Origin of the sequence: Pseudomonas fluorescens, assembly GCF_902497875.1 — a bacterium.
GTDB classification, from domain to species: domain Bacteria; phylum Pseudomonadota; class Gammaproteobacteria; order Pseudomonadales; family Pseudomonadaceae; genus Aquipseudomonas; species Aquipseudomonas fluorescens_BR.
Map to the genome: position 1 here is coordinate 23,879 of NZ_CABVHY010000045.1, position 22,258 is coordinate 46,136.

Consider the following 22,258-nt stretch of genomic DNA (forward strand, 5'->3'; position numbering starts at 1 on the left):
ACAAGAAATTGATACACCACAGATCCATTGTGGAAGCAGAGCCAAATGTGGGAGCGAGCTTGCTCCGGGCGACGATCCGACGATAGCGATCTGACAGTCCCTGCACTGTAGGCTGCCAGGCCCTCATCGCGAGCAAGCTCGCTCCCACAATGGTTCTGTGTAAGTACCGAGATTTTGCACCACCGAATTGGCAGCCAGGGTTTACCCCCGATCTGCAATAACTTGAATAGCAGCCGCCGCTACGGCAGGCTTGCACGATTAACGACCCTCAACCGGGAGATACACACCCAATGGCACTTATCAGCATGCGCCAGATGCTGGACCACGCAGCCGAATACGGCTACGGCGTTCCAGCCTTCAACGTCAACAACCTTGAACAGATGCGCGCCATCATGGAAGCCGCTGACAAGACTGACTCCCCGGTGATCGTCCAGGCGAGCGCCGGTGCGCGCAAATATGCCGGTGCACCCTTCCTGCGCCACTTGATCCTGGCCGCGATCGAAGAATTCCCGCACATCCCGGTGTGCATGCACCAGGATCACGGCACCAGCCCTGACGTCTGCCAGCGCTCCATTCAACTGGGCTTCAGCTCGGTGATGATGGACGGTTCCCTGGGCGAAGACGGCAAGACCCCAACCGACTACGACTACAACGTCCGCGTTACCCAACAAACCGTGGCCATGGCCCACGCCTGCGGCGTTTCGGTAGAAGGTGAACTGGGCTGCCTGGGTTCGCTGGAAACCGGCATGGCCGGTGAAGAAGACGGCATCGGTGCAGAAGGCGTGCTCGATCACAGCCAGATGCTCACCGACCCGGAAGAAGCCGCTGACTTCGTCAAGCGCACTCAGGTCGACGCCCTGGCCATCGCCATCGGCACCAGCCACGGCGCCTACAAGTTCACCAAGCCACCTACCGGCGACGTGTTGGCCATCGACCGCATCAAAGAAATCCACAAACGCATCCCTAACACCCACCTGGTGATGCACGGTTCTTCTTCGGTGCCGCAAGAGTGGCTGGCGATCATCAACCAGTACGGCGGCGACATTAAAGAAACCTATGGCGTTCCGGTTGAAGAAATCGTCGAAGGCATCAAGCACGGCGTGCGCAAGATCAACATCGACACCGACCTGCGCCTGGCATCCACCGGTGCGATGCGTCGCCTGATGGCCACCAACCCGAGCGAGTTCGACCCGCGTAAGTTCTTCGGCGCGACCGTTACCGCCATGCGCGATGTCTGTATTGCTCGCTACGAAGCTTTCGGTACTGCAGGCAATGGTTCGAAGATCAAGCCGATTTCTCTGGAAGCGATGTTCCAGCGTTACGCCAAAGGTGAGTTGAACGCCAAGGTCAACTAAGCCTTAGCGTTAAACCGCGTTAATAAAAAACCCGCTGAAAGGCGGGTTTTTTTGTCGGTGGAATAAATAGTGCCGTGCCCGAAGAGATCAAATGTTTCTTTAATGGTTGTAGGAATTGTTAATCGGTTTTGGGTAAGTTCTCTTGTTGTGATGTGAGTCTTTGACAATTCTATGGAGGATGTCTTAAGTGTATTTGAGAGTGCCGGTAAATTAGCCGAGGGCTCAATTAATCATCAAGGGATGACTATTCATATGGACTTGAACAAAGCGTTGAGGTGTACGGGGTTATTGGCTGTTCTAGGCGTCTGTGGCGTGGTCATGCCGGCGAATGCGGATGCCGGGGTGTTTACTGCTTCGATTGATAGGGCAGGTAACGTTCTGGAACAGTCACCTGACTGGATTGCCGACGTAGAACATAATGCACAGCCCAATTATTTTTCAGATTACAAGGTGAAATTTGTCCCAGGGCTGCTGGATCGTGCGCCGAGGTTTTGTTCCGTGTCTTCGACAGATGTGAGCTCTAACGATAATATTTTTTATGGGCATGCGAAATTGGGTGGAGCCCCAACTGCCGATAAGGTAAATGTTCTGACGCTTAACGTGGGTGGGGAGGGGCCGGCGGGTGACTCTTCATTAAGTTTTATGTTGATGTGCGTTAAGTAAAAATTAGTTATCAAACTGAAGTTAATAAAAACCCCGCGACGGTGCGGGGTTTTCAGCGTTGCTTGGCCAGGCCCCATCACTACTTATTGTGATCAATATCCAGCCTGGAGAACGTTGCTTTCCCGCCTTCGCTTTTGTAGCCGGTATTGTCCTGGACGTAGACCCCGGCCTTGAAGTACAGCGGTTTGTCGCGCCAGGCGGCGCCGATCTGGGTGTCCCACTGATAACCCGCCGCGGAGACGCTCAGGGCGCCGCTGCGGCCGAGGTGGATCTGGTAGTTGAACTCCCTGTCCAGTTTCACGTCCTGGGCGATATTGATCACCCGGCCTTCTTTATCATCGGGGCGCATGCGCACTTTGGCGACGATGTTGCCGCTGTGTGTGCTTTCACTGTATTGGTATTCGACTTTCACCAGGGGTCTGGTGCTTCCGTAAGCATGGATCTGGCCGATGACGATCTTGCCCGAGGACGGCACCTGGCTCACTACCAGGGTGGCACGCAGCAGATTATCAGCGTCGGGGTAGAACCAATTGTGCAAGGTGCCGTTGGAGTAGGTTTCGCGTAATTCGGTACGCGGATATTTGGCATTTTCAGTGCGTGTACCGGTCACGGGTGCCCAGAAATACACGGTGCTGCCATCGGAATTGAAGTACTGATCCTTGAAACCATTTACCAGTTTGGAGGTTTCGATGGTCGCCGGGGGGCTGCCGACGGGAACGCTCAGGTTCCAGGATGCCATATCGATCATATTCAAACCTTTTGCTGATTCATGCTGTACGCAAGCAGCCAGAGGCTTTAGCTCGCGCTTTTGAGGTCGGTCTTTATAAGCGCAGAACAAGCCTTTGTTAAGTCCGTCTGGCGGAGAGTTGACGTCAACCTTCTGGCGAAATGCCATCTTCCCCGGTTTTCGGGGCCTGTAGGCCATACCGTTAGTCGGGTGCCTGAGGGTTTGTTAGGATGATGGCGTGATGACACCTTCTGCTTTCGTGGATCGGGTCTAGAGTGAAGTCTCAGTATTTGTGCGGTTTTCCCTCCGTTACCGACACGACACCCAGACAAGAGAAGCAGCATGGAATGCGCGCAACCCAAGCCAGGTGAAGTCCGTTCAGTCCTTTTGATAGTTGATGACTATCCCGAAAATTTGATCAGCATGCGTGCGCTGCTGCAGCGCCAGGACTGGCATGTCATGACGGCAGCCTCCGGAGTCGAGGCGCTGGGCTTGTTGCTCGAGCATGAAATCGACCTGGTGCTGCTGGATGTGCAGATGCCTGGCATGGACGGTTTTGAAGTGGCGCGCCTGATGCGTGGCAGCCAACGCACTCAGCTGACCCCGATCATTTTCCTCACCGCCAACGAGCAGTCCCAGGCCTCTGTGATCAAGGGCTATGCCAGTGGCGCGGTGGATTACCTGTTCAAGCCGTTCGACCCGCAGATTCTCAAACCAAAAGTCCAGGCATTGCTCGAACATCAACGCAATCGACGGGCCCTGCAACACCTGAGTCATGACCTGGAGGTGGCGCGGGCGTTCAATGCCTCGGTGCTGGACAACGCGGCAGAAGGGATTCTGGTGGTGGATGAAAGCGGCTTGATCCGCTTTGCCAACCCGGCGATCTCGCGGTTGCTCAATGCTCCGGTGGGAGAGTTGCAGGGCGCGGAGTTTGTGAGTTTTCTGCAAAATCCCCATGTGCCCTGCTGGATCGATTCAGAGCTCTATATGGGCTATCGCCGCGGGGAAACCTGGCGCTTGCACGATGCCATGCTGCGCACCGCGCCGGGTCAGCAGGTGCCCGTGGCACTGTCGTGCGCACCGTTGCCGGCCGATCAGAAGGCCATGGTGGTGACGGTGCTGGATATGTCAGTGGTGCGCCATCTGCATCAGCAACTGGAATTTCAGGCCGTCACCGACCCCTTGACCGGGCTGCTCAACCGTCGTGGGTTCTACCAGACCGTGGAGACTCTACTGTTGCGCACCGAGCGTTCGGATACCACGCCGGTGCTGCTGTATCTGGACCTCGATGGCTTCAAGCGGGTCAATGATTCCCTGGGGCACGATGCCGGGGATCGGGTGCTGCGTTGGGTGTCGGAACAATTGAAGGCCTGCTTGCGCTCATCCGATATCCTGGCGCGCATGGGGGGCGACGAGTTTACCGCGCTGCTGGATCTGGAATTCCCCGAACAGGCAGCAAAAATAGCGGAAAAGCTCATAGAGCGAGTATCGATCTGCCAGCAGATCGAAGGTCTGGACATGACGCTTGGGGTGAGTATCGGGATCGCTACCTACCCGGACTGCGGCTCCAATCTCGATGGCTTGCTGCGGGCGGCCGATATTGCCATGTACGAGTCCAAGCGCGCCGGACGTCAGCAGTATCGGTTCTACGATCATGAAATGAACGGCCGTGCCCGTTCGCGCTTGATGCTCGAAGAGAGCGTGCGCTCAGCGATTGAGAACAAGGATTTCAACCTGGTGTATCAGCCTCAGGTAGCGATAGCCGATGGCCGTCTGCGCGGCTTCGAAGCGTTACTGCGCTGGCAGCACCCGAGTGTTGGTGATGTGCCACCGGGGCTGTTCCTGCCACTACTGGAAGAAGCACGGCTGATCAGCCGTCTGAGCAGTTGGATTTATCAGCAGAGCGCGGTTCAGCGTAGCGCCTGGGAGGGCGTGTTTGGGGACGACCTGGTGCTTTGTGTAAGCCTGAGCGGGAGTCAGTTCAGCATGCCAAACCTGGTCACCGAGTTTCGTCAGGTGCTTGAGCGTCATGGCTTGCAGCCGTGCCAGCTGGAAGTCGAAGTGACCGAGAGCGCACTGATGCAGAATTTCGAGGAGTCGCGCAAACAGTTGCGCCTGCTGCGCAACCTTGGGGTGCGGGTGGCGCTAGATGATTTTGGTGTGGGCAACTGCTCCCTGGCTCACCTGCGCGACCTGGAGTTCGATACCCTCAAGCTCGATCGGCAGCTGATCGCCCGACTGCTCGACTCCCCGCGTGATGCCGCGATGGTCCGTAGCGTTATCGAGCTGTGCAAGCAATACGGTTTGCAGGTGATCGCCGAAGGGGTGGAAACGCCTGAGCAATTCCAGTGGTTGCAGGCCAATGGGTGCGAGTACGTGCAAGGTCTGCTGGTGGGGGAACCGCTGATGGCCTGTGATGCCGGCCGTTTCGCGCAGCCGTTTGACTGGGGCGCGCAGAGGCTGAATTCGCTACACTGGTGACCTTTCGAGACTGTGTTGCCCGCTCCCATGACCGCGTTGAAGTACCTCCAGGCTTATCCCGCCGCCTTGCAAGAGCAAGTGCGCCAGCTGATCGCGCAAGATCGGTTGGGCGACTATCTGAGCCAGCGTTATCCCGACAAGCATGCGGTGCAGAGCGACAAAGCGCTGTACAGCTATGCTTTGGCCTTGAAGCAGGAACACCTGCGCAACGCACCGGCCATCGACAAAGTGCTGTTTGATAACCGCCTGGACCTGACCCATCGCGCCCTTGGCCTGCACACGGCGATTTCCCGGGTACAGGGCGGCAAGCTCAAGGCCAAGAAGGAAATCCGCATCGCCGCATTGTTCAAGGATGCGGCGCCGGAATTTCTGCGCATGATCGTGGTGCATGAACTGGCGCACTTCAAAGAGTCCGACCACAACAAAGCTTTTTATCAGCTCTGCGAGCATATGCTGCCGGGCTACCACCAACTGGAATTCGACCTGCGCATCTACCTGACTTATCGGGACATGCAGGGCAAGGCTGTTGTGGCCCCGTAGCAGTGACCGACAAGGAGTTTGTGAATGGACGTGAGCAAGACCAAGAGCAGCTTTTACCGGCGCTTGTATGTGGCCTATCTGATCGACAGCCAACTGGCCAGCAGTGTTCCGGCGATCACCGAAGTCACCGGCATGCCCCGGCGCACGGCGCAGGATACGATTGCCGCGTTGGCGGATCTGGATATCGTCTGTGAGTTCGAGCAAAAGGATGGCGCGCGCAACCATGCCGGGCGTTATCAGATCCACAGCTGGGGAGCGATCGATAAGGGCTGGATTACTCAGCATCTGGGGCAGGTCAAAGCGGTTTTAGGGTATCCCTGAAGCCTCGCGACCACCTGTGGTGAGGGAGCTTGCTCCCGCTGGGGCGCGCAGCGGCCCTAAAACTGGCAACCGCGTTGTATCAGACAGAACGCGCGGGATGGTTTTACGACTGCTACGCCCGAGCGCGGACCGGCCGGCGGGAGCAAGCTCCCTCGCCACAGGTAAGCGTTCGCCTGAAGGCATCTTTAAGGCTTACGCATCCCGATATGCGGAATATCATCTTCAAGAAATTCCTCGCCCGCCACGACAAACCCATAACGCCCGTAATAACCCTGCAAATGCGCCTGTGCCGACAGATAGATCGGCACCTCGGGCCAGTGTTTTTCAGCCTGCTTCAAGGCATTGGCCATCAGCTCATGGCCCAAGCCTTTGCCTCGCGCCTCTGGCGCAATCACCACACGACCAATGACCACGTCACCGCCTTGGGAAGCCGGGTCGAGCAAGCGTAGATAAGCCACCAGCCGATCACCCTCCCAGGCCATCAAATGGCAGGTGTCGCCCTCCAAGTCCTGGCCATCGACATCCTGATAAGCGCATTTCTGCTCGACCACGAAGACTTCCGTGCGCAATTGCAGAATCGCGTACAGCTGTTCTTTGCCCAGATCGCTGTGGTGTTTGCAAACCCAATCAATTGTCATCACGTCATCCTGTAAGAACTCTGGTTTTGATACTAGGCGCCATTCAAATGGATGTCTGCTGGCGGAAAAGGTCGTTTATGTGAGCGCAATCAAATTGCCATCATTCATTTTGCTCGGCGCTGTCTTCTTTGTGTAATCTGTTTTGCAGCTCTTTGCAGTGGCTCCCATGAGCTAAAGTTAGGATCGCGCTGGTGGCTGAGTGCCATTGCGCGAGCCTTCGAGTTGGCTAAAAACACGCTGGGCAGCCCCCCGCTAAGGATGTTTTAGCATGCCGCGATTGCTTCGAGCCTTTGCATTGATTGGATTGCTCTTGCTGGGTCAGAGCGTTTATGCGGAAAAATTGCGTCTGGTAGCCGATGCGTGGCCGCCGTTTACCGACTCCACGCTGGTCAATGGCGGGTTGGCCACTGATATTGTCAGTACTGCCCTGGCGCGGGCCGGCTATGCCAGTGAATTCGAACAAGTGCCTTGGGCCAGGGCCTTGCTGGGGGTTGGCGAAGGGCGTTACGACGTGCTGGTGAATGCCTGGTTCAACGAGGCCAGGACTCAGTTGGGGCAGTACTCCAGCGAATACCTGCTCAACCGGGTGCGCTTCATCAAACGCAAGAACGAGCCGTTCGAGTACCAGAATCTGCAGCAACTGCATGAGTACCTGATCGCGGTGGTGCGCGGTTACGCTTATTCATCGGCGTTCGACAGTGACCCGGATCTGCGGAAAGTGCCGGTGCATAGTTTTTCGATGGCGGTGCGCATGCTGGCTGCGGACCGGGTGAAACTGACCCTGGAAGATGAATTCGTCGCACGCTACTACCTGGCCCGCGAGTCGCCCAAGGTGCGCAATGCGGTGGAGTTTGTGCCTCAGCCGTTGAGTGAAAACAGCCTGCACATTCTGGTCAGCCTGAAAAACCCCAAACACCAACAGATCGTCGCCGGTTTCGACCGTGAGATAGCGGCGATGAAGGCCGATGGCAGCTACGACCGGTTGCTCAAGCAGCATGGGATGTAGAGAGAATGGATTGAAGAGCGCCACGATCCCTGTGGTAGCGGCAGTGCGGCGATCCGACTTGCCCGCGAGACGGCCTGGCAGTCGATAGAGATCTGCAGGCCAGTTCTAAGCCTCGTCTGTTTCCTTGATCAAATGCGCCGCTAATGTCCGCAACGGACCCAGTTGCCGATAGATCAGCGCCAACTGCGTCTGCACCAACCGTTGGCCTTCATCGATTTCATCGGGCATCTGCTCAAGCTCGTTGGCCAGCGCTTCTTCCGCATCGCTCTGAATCGCAATGGGCTGTTTGCTCGCCAACCCCTGAGCGATCTCATCGATGCTCGCGGCCAGGCTCACGCCGGCCCCATTGATCAAATGCTCGCGCACATCCTGCGGTAGCCGGGCTTCACGGTGGGCGCCGAGGCCCGACAGGTAGCTGAGCAAGGTGTGGGAGAGCACCAGGAAGCGGAAACCGACGTCGGCTTCCTTTCGAAAATGCCCCGGCTCCATCAGCATATTGGCCAGGGTGGTCGACAGTGCTGCATCAGCGTTGTGGGCATTGCGCCGGGCCAGGCGATAGGCCAGATCGTCGCTTTTGCCGGCTGCGTATTGCTGCATGATTTGCCGCAGGTAGATGCTGTTGCAGGTCAAGGTATTAGCCAGCACTTTGTTCAGGCGGCGACCCTGCCAGTCCGGCAGGAACAGGAACACCGCCAGGCCGGCAATCAGGCTGCCCAGCAGAGTATCGAACAATCGCGGCAGTAACAGGCCGTAGCCGTCGCCCACCTGGTTGAAGCAGAACAGCACCATGATGGTGATCGCAGCGGTCGCCAGGGTGTAGCGGGTGGTGCGATGGATAAAGAACACTACCCCGGCGGCAATCGCGAACAGCGATTGGACCAGGGGGCTCGGGAACAGGTCGAACAGCGCCCAGGCCACGATCAGCCCGATAGCGGTGCCGATGATTCGCTGGCCGAGCTTGCGACGGGTGGCGCCATAGTTCGGTTGGCAGACGAACAGCGTGGTGAGAATGATCCAGTAACCCTGGGACGGGTGGATCAAATGCACCATGGCGTAGCCGATGCTCAGCGCAAGGGGCAAACGCAGGGCATGCCGGAACAGCAGCGACGTCGGTGTCAGTTGGGTCCGCAGGCGGGTCCAGACGTCCTTGAGACTGCGTGGCGAACGGTCCAGCAGGCTGCTGTCGGTGGCGTCGGCGAGGGTGTCCGGGTTGCTCGCATCGCTGATCAGCCGATCGAGGGTGCCCAGGTTCGCCGCCAGCGCACGCAAAGAACGCAGCAGGCCGCGCCAGGCCGGGTTGTTCTGGGTGCGCAGGTGGTCGAGGGAGGCATGCAGGTCGCTCAGGGCTTCGGCAAAGCTGGCATCGTAGATGAACGGCTGACGCATCTGGATTGATTCCGCCAGCGCCCGGCAAGCCTTGCCTTGTTGGCGCAGCAGGCGTTGGCAGCGAAACAGCACGTCGCTGTGATAGAAGGCTTCGGCCAGGGCGTTGTAGGGGTAATGGGAGGAGCTGGCGCGCTCGTGGATGTCTTGCGCGAGGAAGTACAGCTTCAGGTAGCGACTGACTTTCGAACCCGGTCGGCCGTCGCCCACCCGATGCAGAATGATTTCCTTGGTGGTATTGAGCGCTGCGACCACCCGACCGTTTTGCTGGGCCAGTTCCAGACGCCGAGCTTCGACATCCAGGTGGCGGATCGGCTCGAGCAGCGACGACTTCAGTTTCAGGTAGTACCCCAGCTCCCTGAACAGTCGCGCCAGGCTCTGCTGCACTGGCTGGTTGGAAAACAGTACCTGCCACAGCACCGACAGCAAGCCGTACCAGGCTGCACCGGCCACCAGCAGGACCGGTTCATGCCAGAGGTTGGTGACTTCGCCACCGCGCTGCTCCACGCCGATCATGGTGTAGACGGAGAGAATCAGGGTTGCCGAAGCAATCGCCCCGTAGCGCTCACCCAATGCGCCGAGCATGGTCAGACCGAAACTGGCCAGTGCCAGCGCCACGACGAAAATCAGCGGGTAGGGAAACAGCACTTCGACGGAAAACGCCGCGACGCTGAAGCACACCAGCGTCACGGCCAGGGCATTCAGGCGGCCTTGCCAACTGTCGTCTGTCTCGGCCAGGGCGCTGGCGATAATCCCCAGGAACAACGGGATCAGCAGCGCCATTTCATCCAGGTACCAACACAGCGCCATGCTGCCGGTCAGAGCGATGAATACCCGCACGCTGTAGCTGAACTTATCCAGCGCCCAGAGGCGACGCAGAGACTGACGAAACGAAGTTGATGACATGGAGTGGAAAGGCCTTCCGGGGCAATGCAGCTAAATTGAGCCAGTAATGACGACGACGCAATGGCGCCGATCACATCTGACAGCAAAATCTGTTCCGTCCTTGAAGTTCGGAAACACGGTGCCGTGGCTTTGAAACGCGGTCCCGTGTAGGAGCTGCCGCAGGCTGCGATCTTTTGATCTTGATCTTCGGCCGGTTTCGGGGCCGAAAAGATCGCAGCCTCGCTCCGCTCGACAGCTCCTACAGGGGGGGGCGTTGTGTCAGGCGTATTGTGCTGCTGCGTAGCCGGAGGCCCAGGCCCACTGGAAGTTGAAACCGCCCAGATGGCCGGTGACGTCCAGCACTTCGCCGATGAAGTACAGGCCAGGGCTTTTCAGCGATTCCATGGTTTTCGACGAAACCTCGCGGGTATCGACGCCGCCCAGGGTCACTTCTGCGGTGCGATAGCCTTCGGTGCCAGCTGGCACCAACTTCCAGCTCGCGAGTTTTTCGGCGATAGCGGCCAATTCAGCGTGGGTGTACTGCTTCATTGGCTTGGAAACGAACCAGGTGTCGGCGAGCAAGTTGGCCATCTTCTTGGTGAAGATCTCACCGAGCAGGGTTTTCAGCTCGCTATTGGGACGTTCGGCCTGTTGCTGCTGCAACCAGCTTGGTACGTCATGATCCGGCAGCAGGTTGATTTCCAGTGTATCGCCGGATTCCCAATACGAGGAAATCTGCAGAATCGCCGGGCCGCTGAGGCCGCGGTGGGTGAACAGGATGTTCTCGCGAAAGCTCTGATCGTTGCAGCTCACCAGGCAATCCACCGAAGTCCCGGACAGCTCGGTGCACAACTCCTTGAGCTGATCGGTAATGGTGAACGGCACCAGGCCGGCGCGGGTTGCCAGCAGCTCGTGGCCGAATTGCCTGGCCACCTGATAACCGAAACCGGTAGCGCCCAGGGTCGGGATCGACAGGCCGCCTGTGGCGATCACCAGGGATTCGCAGGTCAATTGGCCCAACGTGGTTTCCAGCAGGTAGCCGCTTTCGAGTTTTTCGATGTTCTGGACCGAGGTGTCCAGGTGCAGGCTGACGCCGACCTGATCGCATTCGTCGAGCAGCATGCCGAGGATGTCGCTGGACTTGTTATCGCAGAACAACTGGCCGAGTTTTTTCTCGTGGTAGGGCACGCCGTGCTTGGCCACCAGCCCGATGAAATCCCATTGGGTGTAGCGGGCCAGCGCGGATTTGCAGAAGTGCGCGTTCTGCGAGAGAAAATTGTTCGGTTCGGTGTACATGTTGGTGAAATTACAGCGTCCACCGCCGGACATCAGGATTTTCTTGCCGGCCTTGTTCGCATGGTCGATCAACATCACCTTGCGCCCCCGCCCGGCAGCGGTCAGCGCGCACATCAAACCTGCGGCGCCAGCGCCAATGATCACGACTTCGGTAGAGCGCAAAACGGTGTCCTCTTAATGTGTCACCACAAAACTAACTGTGGGAGCAAGCTCGCTCCCACAGGGGATCTTCGTTGGGGCGAAGAATCCTTACAAAATCCGCACGCGCAACGAGCGGCCTTTGATTTTACCTTCGCTCAAACGCTGCACCGCCTGCTTGGCCATGCTGCGTTCCACGGCCACATAGGCCTGGAAGTCGAAGATGGCGATTTTGCCGACCTGGGCACCCGGGATGCCGGCATCGCCGGTCAGTGCGCCAAGGATATCGCCTGGGCGAACCTTGTCTTTACGGCCGGCACCGATGCACAGGGTGCTCATGGCCGGCAGTAGCGGGGCGCCGCCCTGGGACTTCAGGTTGTCCAGCTGGTCCCAGCTCAGTGGCGACTTCTGCAGCTGCTCGATGGCCTGGGCGCGATGGGCTTCGGACGGTGCGACCAGACTGATCGCAATGCCTTTCTCACCGGCACGACCGGTACGGCCGACGCGGTGGATGTGGATTTCCGAGTCGCGGGCCAGTTCGACGTTGACCACCATGTCCAGCGCATCGATGTCCAGGCCGCGAGCGGCGACGTCGGTGGCGACCAGTACCGAGGTACTGCGGTTGGCAAACATCGCCAGTACTTGATCACGATCGCGTTGTTCCAGGTCGCCATGCAGGCCGACGGCGGAAATACCTTTGGCGGTCAGATGGTCAACGGTTTCCTGGACCTGCTGCTTGGTGAAGCAGAAAGCTACGGTGGATTGCGGACGGAAATGCGCGAGAACTTTGACCACCGCATCCATGCGCTCTTCCGGCGAGATCTCGTAGAAACGCTGCTCGATCTGGCTGTCGGCATGCATCGCTTCGGACTTCACTTGCTGCGGGTTGCGCATGAACTTCGACGCCAGCTGCTTGATGCCCACCGGGTAAGTGGCGGAGAACAGCAGGGTCTGACGACGCTCCGGGGTCTGGGCGATGATTTCTTCGATAGAATCGTAGAAACCCATGTCGAGCATGCGGTCGGCTTCGTCGAGGATCAGGGTGTTCAGGCCATGGAGCACCAGCGAACCCTTGCGCAGGTGCTGCTGGATGCGCCCTGGAGTGCCGACGATGATGTGCGCGCCGTGTTCCAGCGAACCGATTTGCGGGCCGAACGACACGCCGCCACACAGGGTCAGGACTTTGATGTTGTCTTCGGCACGGGCCAGACGACGGATTTCCTTGGCGACCTGGTCGGCCAGCTCACGGGTCGGGCAGATGACCAGCGCCTGGCAACCGAAGAAGCGCGGATTGATCGGGTTCAGCAGGCCGATACCAAAGGCCGCGGTCTTACCGCTGCCGGTCTTGGCCTGGGCGATCAGGTCCATCCCCTTGAGGATCACCGGCAAGCTTTGCGCCTGGATCGGAGTCATCTGGGCATAACCGAGGGAGTCGAGGTTAGCCAGCATGGCAGCGGACAGCGGCAAAGTATTAAAAGCGGTGGCAATGGTGGTCACGGGACTGGCCTGCAAAACAAAATGTCGCGCAGTGTACCAGTCCCCGGCATTTTCCCTGCAAGTTCTGGACGAAAAGTAGCCAAAGCCGGCACCTTTTGTCAGAAATCACGGCTCGATGTGCTCCTGTGGGCGCCGAATGCGCCTGCCATCCGTGGGCGACAGCTGGGAAAAAATCGCCGCAGCCAGCATCGCCATGATGCCGACGGTCAGGAAGGTCAGCTGAAACGCCTCCAGCACAGTGTTCACGCCGTCGTTGCCGGCCTGCGCGGTAAATCCCCCCAAGAGCGCGCCGGCGCAGGCCACACCCAGGCTCAGGGACAATTGCGCGACCACCGACAGCAGGCTGTTGCCGCTGCTGGCACTGGCGTCGTCAAGGTCAATCAGGGTCACGGTGTTCATGGCGGTGAACTGCAAGGAGTTGATCGCTCCCAATACAGCGAGCTGAAACAACAACAACCAGTAAGGTGTCTGCTCGCTGACCAGGCCCATGCTGGCCAGCATCAGGCCGAGCGCCAGGGTGTTGCCGGTGAGCACGATGCGATAGCCAAAGCGCTCGATCAGCGGTCGGGCGACGGATTTGGCGATCATCGCCGCCGCCGCCAGCGGCAGCATGCTCATTCCGGCCTGGGACGGTGAATAACCCAAGGCGATCTGCAGCAGCAACGGCACCAGGAACGGCAAGGCGCCGCTGCCCAGGCGGGCGAACAGATTGCCGAGAATGCCCACGGCAAAGGTCCGGGTCTTGAACAGCGAGGGCGCGAACAATGGATTATCGACGTGCCCGGCGCGCAGCCAGTACGCCGCGAGGCAGGCCATGCCGGCGAACAGCAGCAACATCACCCGCAGGTGCGGCAAATGCAGTTCGCCGAGACCTTCCATGGCGATGGTGATCAACACCATGGCCGCGCCGAACAGCACAAAACCCACGCCGTCGAAGCGGGTGCGCTCGCTGCCGCGCAGGTCGGGAATGAAGCGCCACACGGCATAACAACCGAGCACGCCGACCGGCAAGTTGATCAGGAAGATCCAGTGCCAGGTCAGGTACTGCACCATCCAGCCGCCCATGGTCGGGCCGAGCAGCGGACCGAGCAGGCCGGGGATGGTGATGAAACCCATGATTCGCACCAGTTCCGAGCGCGGGTAGGCCCGCAGCACCACCAGCCTGCCCACCGGCAGCATCAGCGCGCCGCCCAGACCTTGTACGACCCGAGCGCCGATCAGCATGCTCAAGGAGCTCGACAGCGCGCAGAGCAGCGAGCCGAAGCTGAACAGCAGAATCGCGCTGAAGAATATCTTTTTGGTGCCGAAGCGGTCGGCGATCCAGCCCGAGGCGGGAATCAGCAGGGCCACGGTGAGCATGTAGGCGATGATTACGCCTTGCATGCGCAGCGGGTCTTCCGCCAGATCCCGGGCCATGGCGGGTAGCGCCGTGTTGAGGATCGTCCCGTCGAGGGACTGCATGAAAAAGGCGATGGCCACCACCCAGGGCACCCAGTAGGCGGTTGTTGCGTCGAGAGCCGGGCGGTCGGGCATGGGACCTCTTGTGGGTGTGAGTCTATTGTTTTCGTGTGCGCCTTTGAAAAGATCGCAGCCTGCGGCAGCTCCTACAGATTCTGCGTTCACTCACCTGTTGCGGGTGTACCCGGTCGGCGTAGGAGCTGCCGCAGGCTGCGATCTTTCACGGTGTCACAGGGTCAAGGTGAGTCGGCTGACCAGCGCTCCCGGCAGCAGCGCCGAGGCGGTTTGTCGTTGGCTGTAGGTGCTGGCCGACAAAATCAGTTCACGCTCGCGGGTCAGCGCCTCCAGTTGCGAACCGAGCAGGCTGTAGGCGCTGTCGTCGAAACGCATGGTGCTGACGGGGGCCTGGATTTCGCCGTTTTCCACCCAGAAGGTGGCGAAACGGGTCATGCCGGTCAGGCGTGCGGCCGGTTGGTCCGAGTAGTTCAGGTACCAGAGGTTGCTGATGTACAGGCCGGTTCCCAGCTGCTTGAGAATCTCTTCCGGTGCCAGCGAGCCCGCCGCCATGTTCAGCGCACTCGGCGATTCGCCGCCACTGGCACCGTTGGCACTGAGGCCGTATTCCGCGGCGCTGCGTGAATTGACCAGCTGCGCGTCGGCCTTGCCGGCGTTGATCAGCGTCAGGTCGCTGCGCGGATAGCCTTCATTGGAGAACGCCGGGCTCAACGAACCGGTGACCTTTTCATCGAGGGACAGCAGCGGGCTGAACTGGCTTTCAGCGCCGTACAGCCGTTGCAGCGGACTGTTCTTGCTGGCAATCGACTGCGCCGAGAAACCACCCCAGCAGAGCATGCCGATGATTTCCTCGAGGGCCGCCGGGGCGAGATACGCGCGGTATTGTCCCGGTGCCAGGGTGCGCAGTGGCCGGCTCAGGTATTCCAGCTGCTCGCGAGCTTGCTCGAAGCGTTTGGCAAAACCCTCGCTGCTCCAGTCATGCCCGGCGTAGCTGGCTTTGACTGCCTGACCGTTGGCGTGAAACAGGCTGAAATCGAAGTTGAAACTATTGGCCTGGTGCCAGCCGAACGCTCCGGCAGAACTGGCAAAGCCCCGGCTGATGGGGCCGGCGGCATAAAAACCGACCAGATCGAGGCCGTCAGCGGCGCGAGCGATTTCGGCGACCACGTGCGCGGTGTCCGGCAGCGGGTGGTCCTGCACATTCTTGCTCTTCCAACCAGTGTGGTTGAGCAGCAGATACGGGTCCTGCGGCAACAGTGGCAAGGTTTCGCGCAGCTGTTGTAGACCCTCGGCCAGGCGTTGGCGATCGACTTCCGGCTCGCCCGCCAGGGTGATGCCTAGGTCCGCGTGACGCCCGTCGTTGATCAGCTTGAAACTCAGGCTCGCCTGCTGCACATGTCCGGCCTGGCGCACCTTGGCATGGTTGAAACGGATGAATTCCGAGGACTCGGCATCGTAGCCGAGGGTGAACTGTTCCGGCTCGCGCAGGTTGTTGCGCAGCCAATCGACCAGCGTCTGGAATTGTTGCACCTGACTCATGGCAGTACTCATCAGGCATCTCCTCCAAACACATCAACGTTGCTGAAGACACAGGCCGGCGAAGCATGGCCGACCCGGATCACCTGATTCGGTTCGCCCTTGCCGCAGTTCGGCGTGCCGAGGACCTTGAAGGTGCTGGCGTCGCCGACGGCGCTGAGATTGCGCCAGAACTGCGCGGAAATTGCCCGGTAGTTGGGGTTCTTCACCACCCCTTTGAGTTCGCCGTTTTCGATCAACTGGCCCCATTCGCAGCCGAACTGGAATTTGTTGCGCGCATCGTCGATCGACCAGGAGCGGTTGGTCGACATCAGCACTCCGTGCTCAATGCCGCCGATCAGTTGCTCAAGTGACTGATCGCCCGGCTCGATGTTCAGGTTGGCCATGCGGTCGATCGGCGGACGGTTCCAGCCGCAGGCGCGGCTGTTGGCCACGCCGTCGAGGCCCGAACGGTATTGCGACAGCGCGCCACCCAATGGGCGCAGTAGCAACCCTTCGCGGATCAGGAATTGTTTGCTCGCGGCCGTGCCATCATCGTCATGAGCGTAGCTGGCGAGCTGTTCGGGAATAGTCGGGTCGAAGGTGACATTGAGCAGTTTCGAGCCGTATTGCAGGCTGCCGAAGTCGTTGGCTTTGACGAAACTGGTACCGGCGTAATTGCGTTCGTCGCCGAGAATCCGGTCCAGTTCCAGCGGATGGCCAATGGACTCGTGGATCTGCAACATCATCTGGTCCGGCATCAGCAGCAGGTCGCGCGGGCCTTGCGGGGTATTCGGCGCCAACAGCAGTTGCAGCGCCTGGTCGGCGACCTTGGGGCCGGCACCCACCAGCCCGCAGCGGCTGACTACGTCAAAGCCACCTTGCTGGCCGAAGTTCTCGCGGCCCAGGCTGCGGGTCTGGCTGTCATTGCCGTCATAGGCGGTGACCTCCAGACTCGGATAGACAAAACGCTGGGCCTGACGCAGTTCGGCTCCCGCACTGTTGAGGTAGATCTGCTCGACGTGGGTGATGCCGATACTGACTTCCCAGTTCACCAGCCGCTCGTCTTTGGGGACGGCGGCGGACTCGTCGCCGAGCAATTGGTAGCAGTCGCCGAGGGACGGGAAGGGCTGTTCGAGGTTCGGCGAAAGGTAATCGGCGCGCTCGCTGGATACCGGTTGTTGGCGCAGGTCGAGCAGGGCGTGGCCAGCAATCAACCGGGCTTGCTGTTCGGCCCGTTCGAGGGCGGCTTGCAGGCCGGTTTGGGACAGGTCGTTGGTCGCGGCGTAGGCTTCGACGCCATTGACCCGAGCGGTCAGCATCGCGCCTTCGTCACGGCCAAGGTGGGGAGGCTCCGCAACGTTCTTGCGCACCGACAGGTACTGGCCCGACTCGCGCACATAGCGCAGCGAAAAGAATTCAGCGCCTGTGCGCAAGGCAGCGAAGCGCTGCTTGAGCTGGGGGTGGAAATCGAACATTCGGAGAACCTCCTTGTGAGTGGCGGCAGCCTTGAGGACCTCTTCGCGGGCAAGCCCGCTCCCACAGAAAAAATGCGATCACATGTGGGAGTGGGCTTGCCCGCGAAGCTTTTTGCCTTTGCTTAAACCGGGCAACCCTTGGCCCGCAGAATCGCATCGAAACGATCCGGGTCCAGGGTGCCGGCTTCGATCGCGGCCAGCGTGGCTTTTTCGCGGGCCAGCAGGTCGTGGCAGCGAATCAGCAGTTCCGGGAGCTCGGAGCGCGAAGCTGCGACCACGCCGTCACCGTCACCGATCATCAGGTCGCCCGGTGCAACGAGCATCCCGGCGCAGGAAATCGGCACGTTGATTTCGCCGCCACCATCGGTGCTCGGGCCACGGTGTACGCCGCCGATGGCGTAGGCCGGCAGTTCACCGGTCAGCCACTCGTCGAGGTCGCGCAGGGCGCCGTTGATCACTACGCCGACAATCCCGGCCTTGAGGGCCATGGCACGCATGATGCCGCCGAACACGGCACGGGTCAGGTCGGCGCTGCCGTCGATCACCAGCACATCGCCGGGGCGGGCCATCTGCATGGCCTTGAGAATCATCAGGTTGTCGCCAGGGCGCACACGCACGGTCAGTGCGCTGCCGAGCATCGGGGCGTTGCCATGGAAGGCCTTGAGGCCCAGGCCGCCGACATTGCGACCCAGGCAGTCGCTGACGGCAGCGGCCGGGATCTTGCTGAATTCCTTGAGCCATTTTGGATCGAGGGGTTCTGCGTTGGGATTGATCATGTAGCCGGTGGGCCATTTGCTCGAAGATACGACATCAAACATGAGAAAGCCTCGTGGCCAGTCTAGTGGCGGCTTGTCGATTGGGGCGGGGGTGAAACGATTGCGCGGCACTAGATTAGGCCTGCACAGGGGGTGGGATCAAGGGTGAAGCGGTGTGGGGTGGGTTTATGGGGTGTGAGTCAGGAAGTTATGTGGCGTTTGATAGAGAGCCATCGCGAGCAAGCTCGCCCACATTAGATTTGCAGCGGACCACAATGGTGTGGTCAACGCAGATTAAGTGTGGGAGCGAGCTTGCTCGCGATGGCCGCGCCGCGGTGTAACGGTTACTGCGCAGTCCGGCTCACTTCCCGCAGCGGCTTGCCGCGTACCGGCGCATCACCTGCGACGTAGTAGTCGGCGGTGCTGCGTGGCAATGGTTTACGGCCACGGATCTTGTCGGCGATTTTCTCGGCGATCATGATCGTCGGCGCGTTCAGGTTGCCGGTGGTGATGATCGGCATGATCGAGGCATCGACCACGCGCAGGGCTTGCATGCCATGCACACGACCTTCGGCATCGACCACGGCCATCTCGTCGGTGCCCATCTTGCACGAGCAGGACGGGTGGAATGCAGTTTCGGCGTGCTCGCGGATAAACGTGTCCAGCTGCTCGTCGCTTTGCACGTCAATGCCCGGGCTGATTTCACGACCACGGTAAGCGTCGAGAGCCGGCTGTTGCATGATTTCCCGAGTCAGGCGGATACCGTCGCGAAATTCCTGCCAGTCCTGCTCGGTGGCCATGTAGTTGAACAGGATGCTCGGGTGCTGGCGTGGGTCCTTGGACTTGGCCTGGATGCGCCCGCGGCTTGGCGAACGCATGGAGCCCATGTGCGCCTGGAAGCCGTGTTCTTTCACGCCGTTGCTGCCGTTGTAGTTAATCGCCACCGGCAGGAAGTGATACTGGATGTTCGGCCAATCGAATTCCGGACGAGTGCGGATGAAACCGCCGGCTTCGAACTGGTTGCTGGCACCGATACCTGTGCCGTTGAACAGCCACTCGGCACCGATGGCCGGCTGGTTGTGCATCAGCAATGACGGGTATAGCGAGACTGGCTGGGTGCAAGCGTATTGCAAGTACAGTTCCAGGTGGTCTTGCAGGTTTTCACCGACGCCCGGCAGGTCGTGGACCACCGGGATGTCGAGGCTTTCCAGCAGTTTGGCCGGGCCGACGCCGGAGCGTTGCAGGATCTGCGGCGAAGCGATAGCGCCGGAGCACAGCAGCACTTCCTTGCGGGCACGTGCTTCAACACGCTCTTCAGCGTCGCCCACCAGATAACGTACACCGACCGCACGCTTGCCTTCGAACAGAATCTTGTCGGTCAGGGCGTGGGTGACGATGGTCAGGGTCGAGCGCTTCTTGGCGATATCCAGGTAGCCGCGAGCGGTGCTGGCGCGACGGCCGTTGGGCGTCACAGTACGGTCCATCGGACCGAAACCTTCCTGCTGGTAGCCGTTCAGGTCGTCGGTACGCGGGTAACCGGCTTGCACGCCGGCTTCGACCATGGCGCTGAACAGCGGGTTATTGCCGGCTTTCGGCGTGGTCACGCTGACCGGACCGTCGCTACCGTGGTAGTCGTTCGGGCCGATGTCACGGGTTTCAGCCTTGCGGAAATACGGCAGGCAGTCGAGGTAAGTCCAGTCTTCCAGACCTGGCAGTTTCGACCAGTTGTCGTAGTCCATGGCGTTGCCGCGGATGTAGCACATGCCGTTGATCAGCGAAGAACCACCCAGGCCTTTGCCGCGGCCGCATTCCATCTTGCGACCGTCCATGTGTGGTTCCGGATCGGTTTCATACGCCCAGTTGTAGCGACGGCCTTGCAGCGGGAACGCCAAGGCGGCCGGCATTTGCGTGCGGAAGTCCAGGCGATAATCCGGGCCGCCTGCTTCGAGCAGCAGTACGGTGACGCCTTCGTCTTCAGTCAGACGGGTCGCCAGGGTGTTACCGGCAGAACCGGCCCCGATGATGATGTAATCGAATTCTTGGGACATTGAATGCACCCTCTTTGTGTTGGGTCAGGTCAGGCCATGGCGAGTGCTGCGCACTCGATCGCGAGCAGGCTCGCTCCCACATTGGAATGAGGTTTCCTGTGGGAGCGAGCCTGCTCGCGATGACGGCCTCGCAGGCGAAACAAATACCGCCTTAGAAAACCGAGGCGTAATCGCCCAGCTCGACCTGTACCGATTTGATGCGAGTGAAGTTGTTCAGCGAGCTGATGCCGTTCTCACGGCCCACGCCCGACTGCTTGTAGCCGCCGACTGGCATCTTGGCGTCGGACTCGCCCCAGGCGTTGATCCAGCAGATACCGGCTTCCAGCTGGTGAATCACGCGGTGAGCGCGGTTCAGGTCCTTGGTGACCACACCGGCGGCCAGGCCGAAGTCGGTGTCGTTGGCACGACGGATCACTTCTTCTTCGGTTTCATAGCTGAGGATGCTCATCACCGGACCAAAGATTTCTTCGCGAACGATGGTCATGTCGTCGGTGCAGTCGGTGAACACGGTCGGTGCCACGAATGCGCCTTTGGCGAATTCGCCGTCGGTCAGACGATCACCGCCGCACAGCAGGCGAGCGCCTTCTTCCTTACCTTTGGCGATGTAGCCGAGCACGCTTTCCATATGGGCGAAGCTGACCAGCGGGCCGAAGTTGGTGTTCTCGTCTTGCGGGTTGCCGATGCGGATGCGCGCTACGCGCTCAACGATCTTGGCTTCGAAAGCGGCTTTCAGGTGGCTCGGTACGAATACGCGAGTGCCGTTGGTGCAGACCTGACCAGAGCTGTAGAAGTTGGCCATCATCGCGGTGTCGGCGGCGCGATCGAGGTCGGCGTCGTCGAAGATGATCAGTGGGGACTTGCCGCCCAGTTCCATGGTCACGTCTTTGAGCGAGGAGCTCGAAGCGCTGGCCATGACCTTCTTGCCGGTGTCGGTGCCGCCGGTGAAGGAGATTTTTTCGATGCGAGGGTGCTCGGTCAGCCAGGTGCCGACTTCACGGCCGCTACCGGTCAGGACGTTGAACACGCCGTCCGGCAAACCGGCTTCGGTGTAGATCTCGGCCAGCTTCAGGGTGGTCAGGGACGTGACTTCGCTTGGCTTGAAGATCATCGCGTTACCGGCCGCCAGGGCAGGTGCGGATTTCCACAGGGCGATCTGGATCGGGTAGTTCCACGCGCCGATACCGGCCACAACGCCCAGAGGCTCGCGACGGGTGTAGACGAAGGAAGTGGTGCGCAGCGGGATCTGCTCGCCTTCGATGGCCGGGACCAGACCTGCGTAGTACTCGAGCACGTCAGCGCCGGTGACGATGTCGACGTAACGGGTTTCGGAGTACGACTTGCCAGTGTCCAGCGTCTCCAGGGCCGCCAGTTCATCGTTGCGCTCGCGCAGGATGTCAACGGCACGACGCAGGATGCGCGAACGCTCCATGGCAGTCATGGCGGCCCAGATTTTCTGGCCCTTTTCGGCGGCGACAACCGCACGCTCGACGTCTTCTTTGGACGCACGCTGCACTTGTGCGAGGACTTCACCGTTAGCCGGGTTGATGGCATCGAAGGTGGCGTCGCTGCTGGCGTCGGAGTAACCGCCATCGATGTAAAGTTTTTGCAGTTCGAAACGGGCCATAGTGTCCTCGCAAGTGCATAAGTGGTTGGCGTTGACCACTGGGCGTGCCGTATCAGCTGGGGCAGCGCTGGTCAGTGGCGGTTCAGGGGCTGAGCGGTTATGTGTGCTCTAACTCACCTGCTTGGCCAGTTGGAAATCCATGTATTCGTAAGCGATCTGGTGCGCTTGCTCAGTGTCGAAAGCATCTCCCGACAGCGCGCCGCGCAACCACAAGCCGTCAATGAGGGCTGCCAGACCACGGGCGGCGCTGCGCGCTTGATCAAGCGGCAACACACGGCGGAACTGGCAGCACAGGTTGGAATACAGGCGGTGATCGTTGATCCGCTGCAACCTGTGCAATGACGGGTGGTGCATGCTGGTGGCCCAGAAGGCCAGCCAGGTTTTCATTGCCGGGCCATTGACCTGGCTGGCGTCGAAGTTGCCTTCGATAATCAC

18 protein-coding genes are annotated in these 22,258 nt (G+C 59.9%); 6 read left to right on the top strand and 12 right to left on the bottom strand.

Annotation, left to right across the window (positions count from 1 at the left end):
- Nucleotides 1-290 precede the first annotated feature (290 nt).
- Nucleotides 291-1,355, top strand: coding sequence for a class II fructose-bisphosphate aldolase (fba, locus tag F8N85_RS30655; RefSeq protein WP_150644440.1), 1,065 nt, complete (start codon nucleotides 291-293; stop codon nucleotides 1,353-1,355).
- A gap of 171 nt (nucleotides 1,356-1,526) precedes the next feature.
- The gene (locus F8N85_RS30660) at nucleotides 1,527-2,018 is read left to right on the top strand and encodes a hypothetical protein (protein WP_412072525.1); all 492 of its coding nucleotides are present in this window, start codon (nucleotides 1,527-1,529) and stop codon (nucleotides 2,016-2,018) included.
- A gap of 79 nt (nucleotides 2,019-2,097) precedes the next feature.
- Here the strand turns inward: F8N85_RS30660 and F8N85_RS30665 are convergent, their stop codons facing one another.
- A complete protein-coding gene (locus tag F8N85_RS30665) occupies nucleotides 2,098-2,766 on the bottom strand; it encodes a polysaccharide lyase family 7 protein (RefSeq protein ID WP_150807189.1) in 669 nt (222 codons plus the stop codon).
- Between the two features lie 321 nt (nucleotides 2,767-3,087).
- Between F8N85_RS30665 and F8N85_RS30670 the strand changes: the two genes are divergently transcribed.
- Genes F8N85_RS30670 through F8N85_RS30680 form a run of 3 tightly spaced genes read left to right on the top strand, consistent with a single transcriptional unit; the run spans nucleotide 3,088 to nucleotide 6,087 of the window.
- The gene (locus F8N85_RS30670) at nucleotides 3,088-5,226 is read left to right on the top strand and encodes a putative bifunctional diguanylate cyclase/phosphodiesterase (RefSeq protein WP_150807190.1); all 2,139 of its coding nucleotides are present in this window, start codon (nucleotides 3,088-3,090) and stop codon (nucleotides 5,224-5,226) included.
- 27 nt (nucleotides 5,227-5,253) lie between these two features.
- Nucleotides 5,254-5,766, top strand: a complete 513-nt coding sequence (locus F8N85_RS30675; RefSeq protein WP_150807203.1) for a M48 family metallopeptidase — start codon at nucleotides 5,254-5,256, stop codon at nucleotides 5,764-5,766.
- 24 nt (nucleotides 5,767-5,790) lie between these two features.
- On the top strand, nucleotides 5,791-6,087 hold the full coding sequence (locus F8N85_RS30680; protein WP_150644437.1) for a winged helix-turn-helix domain-containing protein: 297 nt from the start codon (nucleotides 5,791-5,793) through the stop codon (nucleotides 6,085-6,087).
- A 185-nt stretch (nucleotides 6,088-6,272) separates the two neighbouring features.
- Here the strand turns inward: F8N85_RS30680 and F8N85_RS30685 are convergent, their stop codons facing one another.
- Nucleotides 6,273-6,725: a GNAT family N-acetyltransferase gene (locus tag F8N85_RS30685; protein ID WP_150807191.1), complete on the bottom strand. Its 453-nt coding sequence runs from the start codon at nucleotides 6,723-6,725 to the stop codon at nucleotides 6,273-6,275.
- A 268-nt stretch (nucleotides 6,726-6,993) separates the two neighbouring features.
- On the opposite strand from F8N85_RS30685, the gene F8N85_RS30690 reads away from it, so the two are divergent.
- Nucleotides 6,994-7,731 (top strand): substrate-binding periplasmic protein, encoded by a 738-nt coding sequence (locus tag F8N85_RS30690; protein WP_150807192.1) that lies wholly within the window; start codon nucleotides 6,994-6,996, stop codon nucleotides 7,729-7,731.
- A gap of 105 nt (nucleotides 7,732-7,836) precedes the next feature.
- Here the strand turns inward: F8N85_RS30690 and yccS are convergent, their stop codons facing one another.
- The 10 genes from yccS to betI form a co-directional block, all read right to left on the bottom strand.
- Nucleotides 7,837-10,020, bottom strand: coding sequence for a YccS family putative transporter (gene yccS, locus F8N85_RS30695; protein ID WP_150807193.1), 2,184 nt, complete (start codon nucleotides 10,018-10,020; stop codon nucleotides 7,837-7,839).
- A 258-nt stretch (nucleotides 10,021-10,278) separates the two neighbouring features.
- Nucleotides 10,279-11,457, bottom strand: a complete 1,179-nt coding sequence (locus F8N85_RS30700; RefSeq protein ID WP_150807194.1) for an NAD(P)/FAD-dependent oxidoreductase — start codon at nucleotides 11,455-11,457, stop codon at nucleotides 10,279-10,281.
- 87 nt (nucleotides 11,458-11,544) lie between these two features.
- Entirely contained in the window at nucleotides 11,545-12,882 is a 1,338-nt protein-coding gene (gene dbpA, locus F8N85_RS30705) for an ATP-dependent RNA helicase DbpA (RefSeq protein ID WP_263596395.1), read from the bottom strand.
- A gap of 153 nt (nucleotides 12,883-13,035) precedes the next feature.
- The gene (mdtD, locus tag F8N85_RS30710; RefSeq protein WP_150807196.1) at nucleotides 13,036-14,463 is read right to left on the bottom strand and encodes a multidrug transporter subunit MdtD; all 1,428 of its coding nucleotides are present in this window, start codon (nucleotides 14,461-14,463) and stop codon (nucleotides 13,036-13,038) included.
- A 153-nt stretch (nucleotides 14,464-14,616) separates the two neighbouring features.
- Complete coding sequence (locus tag F8N85_RS30715; RefSeq protein ID WP_150807197.1) at nucleotides 14,617-15,954, bottom strand: TldD/PmbA family protein; 1,338 nt, start codon at nucleotides 15,952-15,954, stop codon at nucleotides 14,617-14,619.
- A complete protein-coding gene (locus F8N85_RS30720) occupies nucleotides 15,954-17,396 on the bottom strand; it encodes a TldD/PmbA family protein (RefSeq protein WP_150807198.1) in 1,443 nt (480 codons plus the stop codon). Before F8N85_RS30720 ends, F8N85_RS30715 begins: the two co-directional genes overlap by 1 nt.
- Nucleotides 17,397-17,518: 122 nt before the next feature.
- Complete coding sequence (locus F8N85_RS30725) at nucleotides 17,519-18,214, bottom strand: RraA family protein (protein WP_150645414.1); 696 nt, start codon at nucleotides 18,212-18,214, stop codon at nucleotides 17,519-17,521.
- Between the two features lie 281 nt (nucleotides 18,215-18,495).
- Complete coding sequence (gene betA, locus F8N85_RS30730; protein ID WP_150807199.1) at nucleotides 18,496-20,199, bottom strand: choline dehydrogenase; 1,704 nt, start codon at nucleotides 20,197-20,199, stop codon at nucleotides 18,496-18,498.
- 151 nt (nucleotides 20,200-20,350) lie between these two features.
- Nucleotides 20,351-21,823: a betaine-aldehyde dehydrogenase gene (gene betB / locus F8N85_RS30735; protein ID WP_150807200.1), complete on the bottom strand. Its 1,473-nt coding sequence runs from the start codon at nucleotides 21,821-21,823 to the stop codon at nucleotides 20,351-20,353.
- Nucleotides 21,824-21,931: 108 nt separating this feature from the next.
- The coding region (gene betI, locus F8N85_RS30740) for a transcriptional regulator BetI (protein ID WP_150807201.1) at nucleotides 21,932-22,258 on the bottom strand (327 nt) is incomplete at its 5' end.

Coding starts and splice junctions, on each gene's coding strand:
- mdtD (WP_150807196.1), bottom strand. CDS start 14,463: ATGCCCGACCGCCCGGCTCTCGACGCAACAACCGCCTACTGGGTGCCC.
- F8N85_RS30675 (WP_150807203.1), top strand. CDS start 5,254: ATGACCGCGTTGAAGTACCTCCAGGCTTATCCCGCCGCCTTGCAAGAG.
- F8N85_RS30720 (WP_150807198.1), bottom strand. CDS start 17,396: ATGTTCGATTTCCACCCCCAGCTCAAGCAGCGCTTCGCTGCCTTGCGC.
- F8N85_RS30670 (WP_150807190.1), top strand. CDS start 3,088: ATGGAATGCGCGCAACCCAAGCCAGGTGAAGTCCGTTCAGTCCTTTTG.
- F8N85_RS30680 (WP_150644437.1), top strand. CDS start 5,791: ATGGACGTGAGCAAGACCAAGAGCAGCTTTTACCGGCGCTTGTATGTG.
- betB (WP_150807200.1), bottom strand. CDS start 21,823: ATGGCCCGTTTCGAACTGCAAAAACTTTACATCGATGGCGGTTACTCC.
- F8N85_RS30665 (WP_150807189.1), bottom strand. CDS start 2,766: ATGATCGATATGGCATCCTGGAACCTGAGCGTTCCCGTCGGCAGCCCC.
- betA (WP_150807199.1), bottom strand. CDS start 20,199: ATGTCCCAAGAATTCGATTACATCATCATCGGGGCCGGTTCTGCCGGT.
- F8N85_RS30725 (WP_150645414.1), bottom strand. CDS start 18,214: ATGTTTGATGTCGTATCTTCGAGCAAATGGCCCACCGGCTACATGATC.
- fba (WP_150644440.1), top strand. CDS start 291: ATGGCACTTATCAGCATGCGCCAGATGCTGGACCACGCAGCCGAATAC.
- F8N85_RS30685 (WP_150807191.1), bottom strand. CDS start 6,725: ATGACAATTGATTGGGTTTGCAAACACCACAGCGATCTGGGCAAAGAA.
- F8N85_RS30660 (WP_412072525.1), top strand. CDS start 1,527: ATGGAGGATGTCTTAAGTGTATTTGAGAGTGCCGGTAAATTAGCCGAG.
- yccS (WP_150807193.1), bottom strand. CDS start 10,020: ATGTCATCAACTTCGTTTCGTCAGTCTCTGCGTCGCCTCTGGGCGCTG.
- F8N85_RS30715 (WP_150807197.1), bottom strand. CDS start 15,954: ATGAGTACTGCCATGAGTCAGGTGCAACAATTCCAGACGCTGGTCGAT.
- F8N85_RS30690 (WP_150807192.1), top strand. CDS start 6,994: ATGCCGCGATTGCTTCGAGCCTTTGCATTGATTGGATTGCTCTTGCTG.
- dbpA (WP_263596395.1), bottom strand. CDS start 12,882: ATGCTGGCTAACCTCGACTCCCTCGGTTATGCCCAGATGACTCCGATC.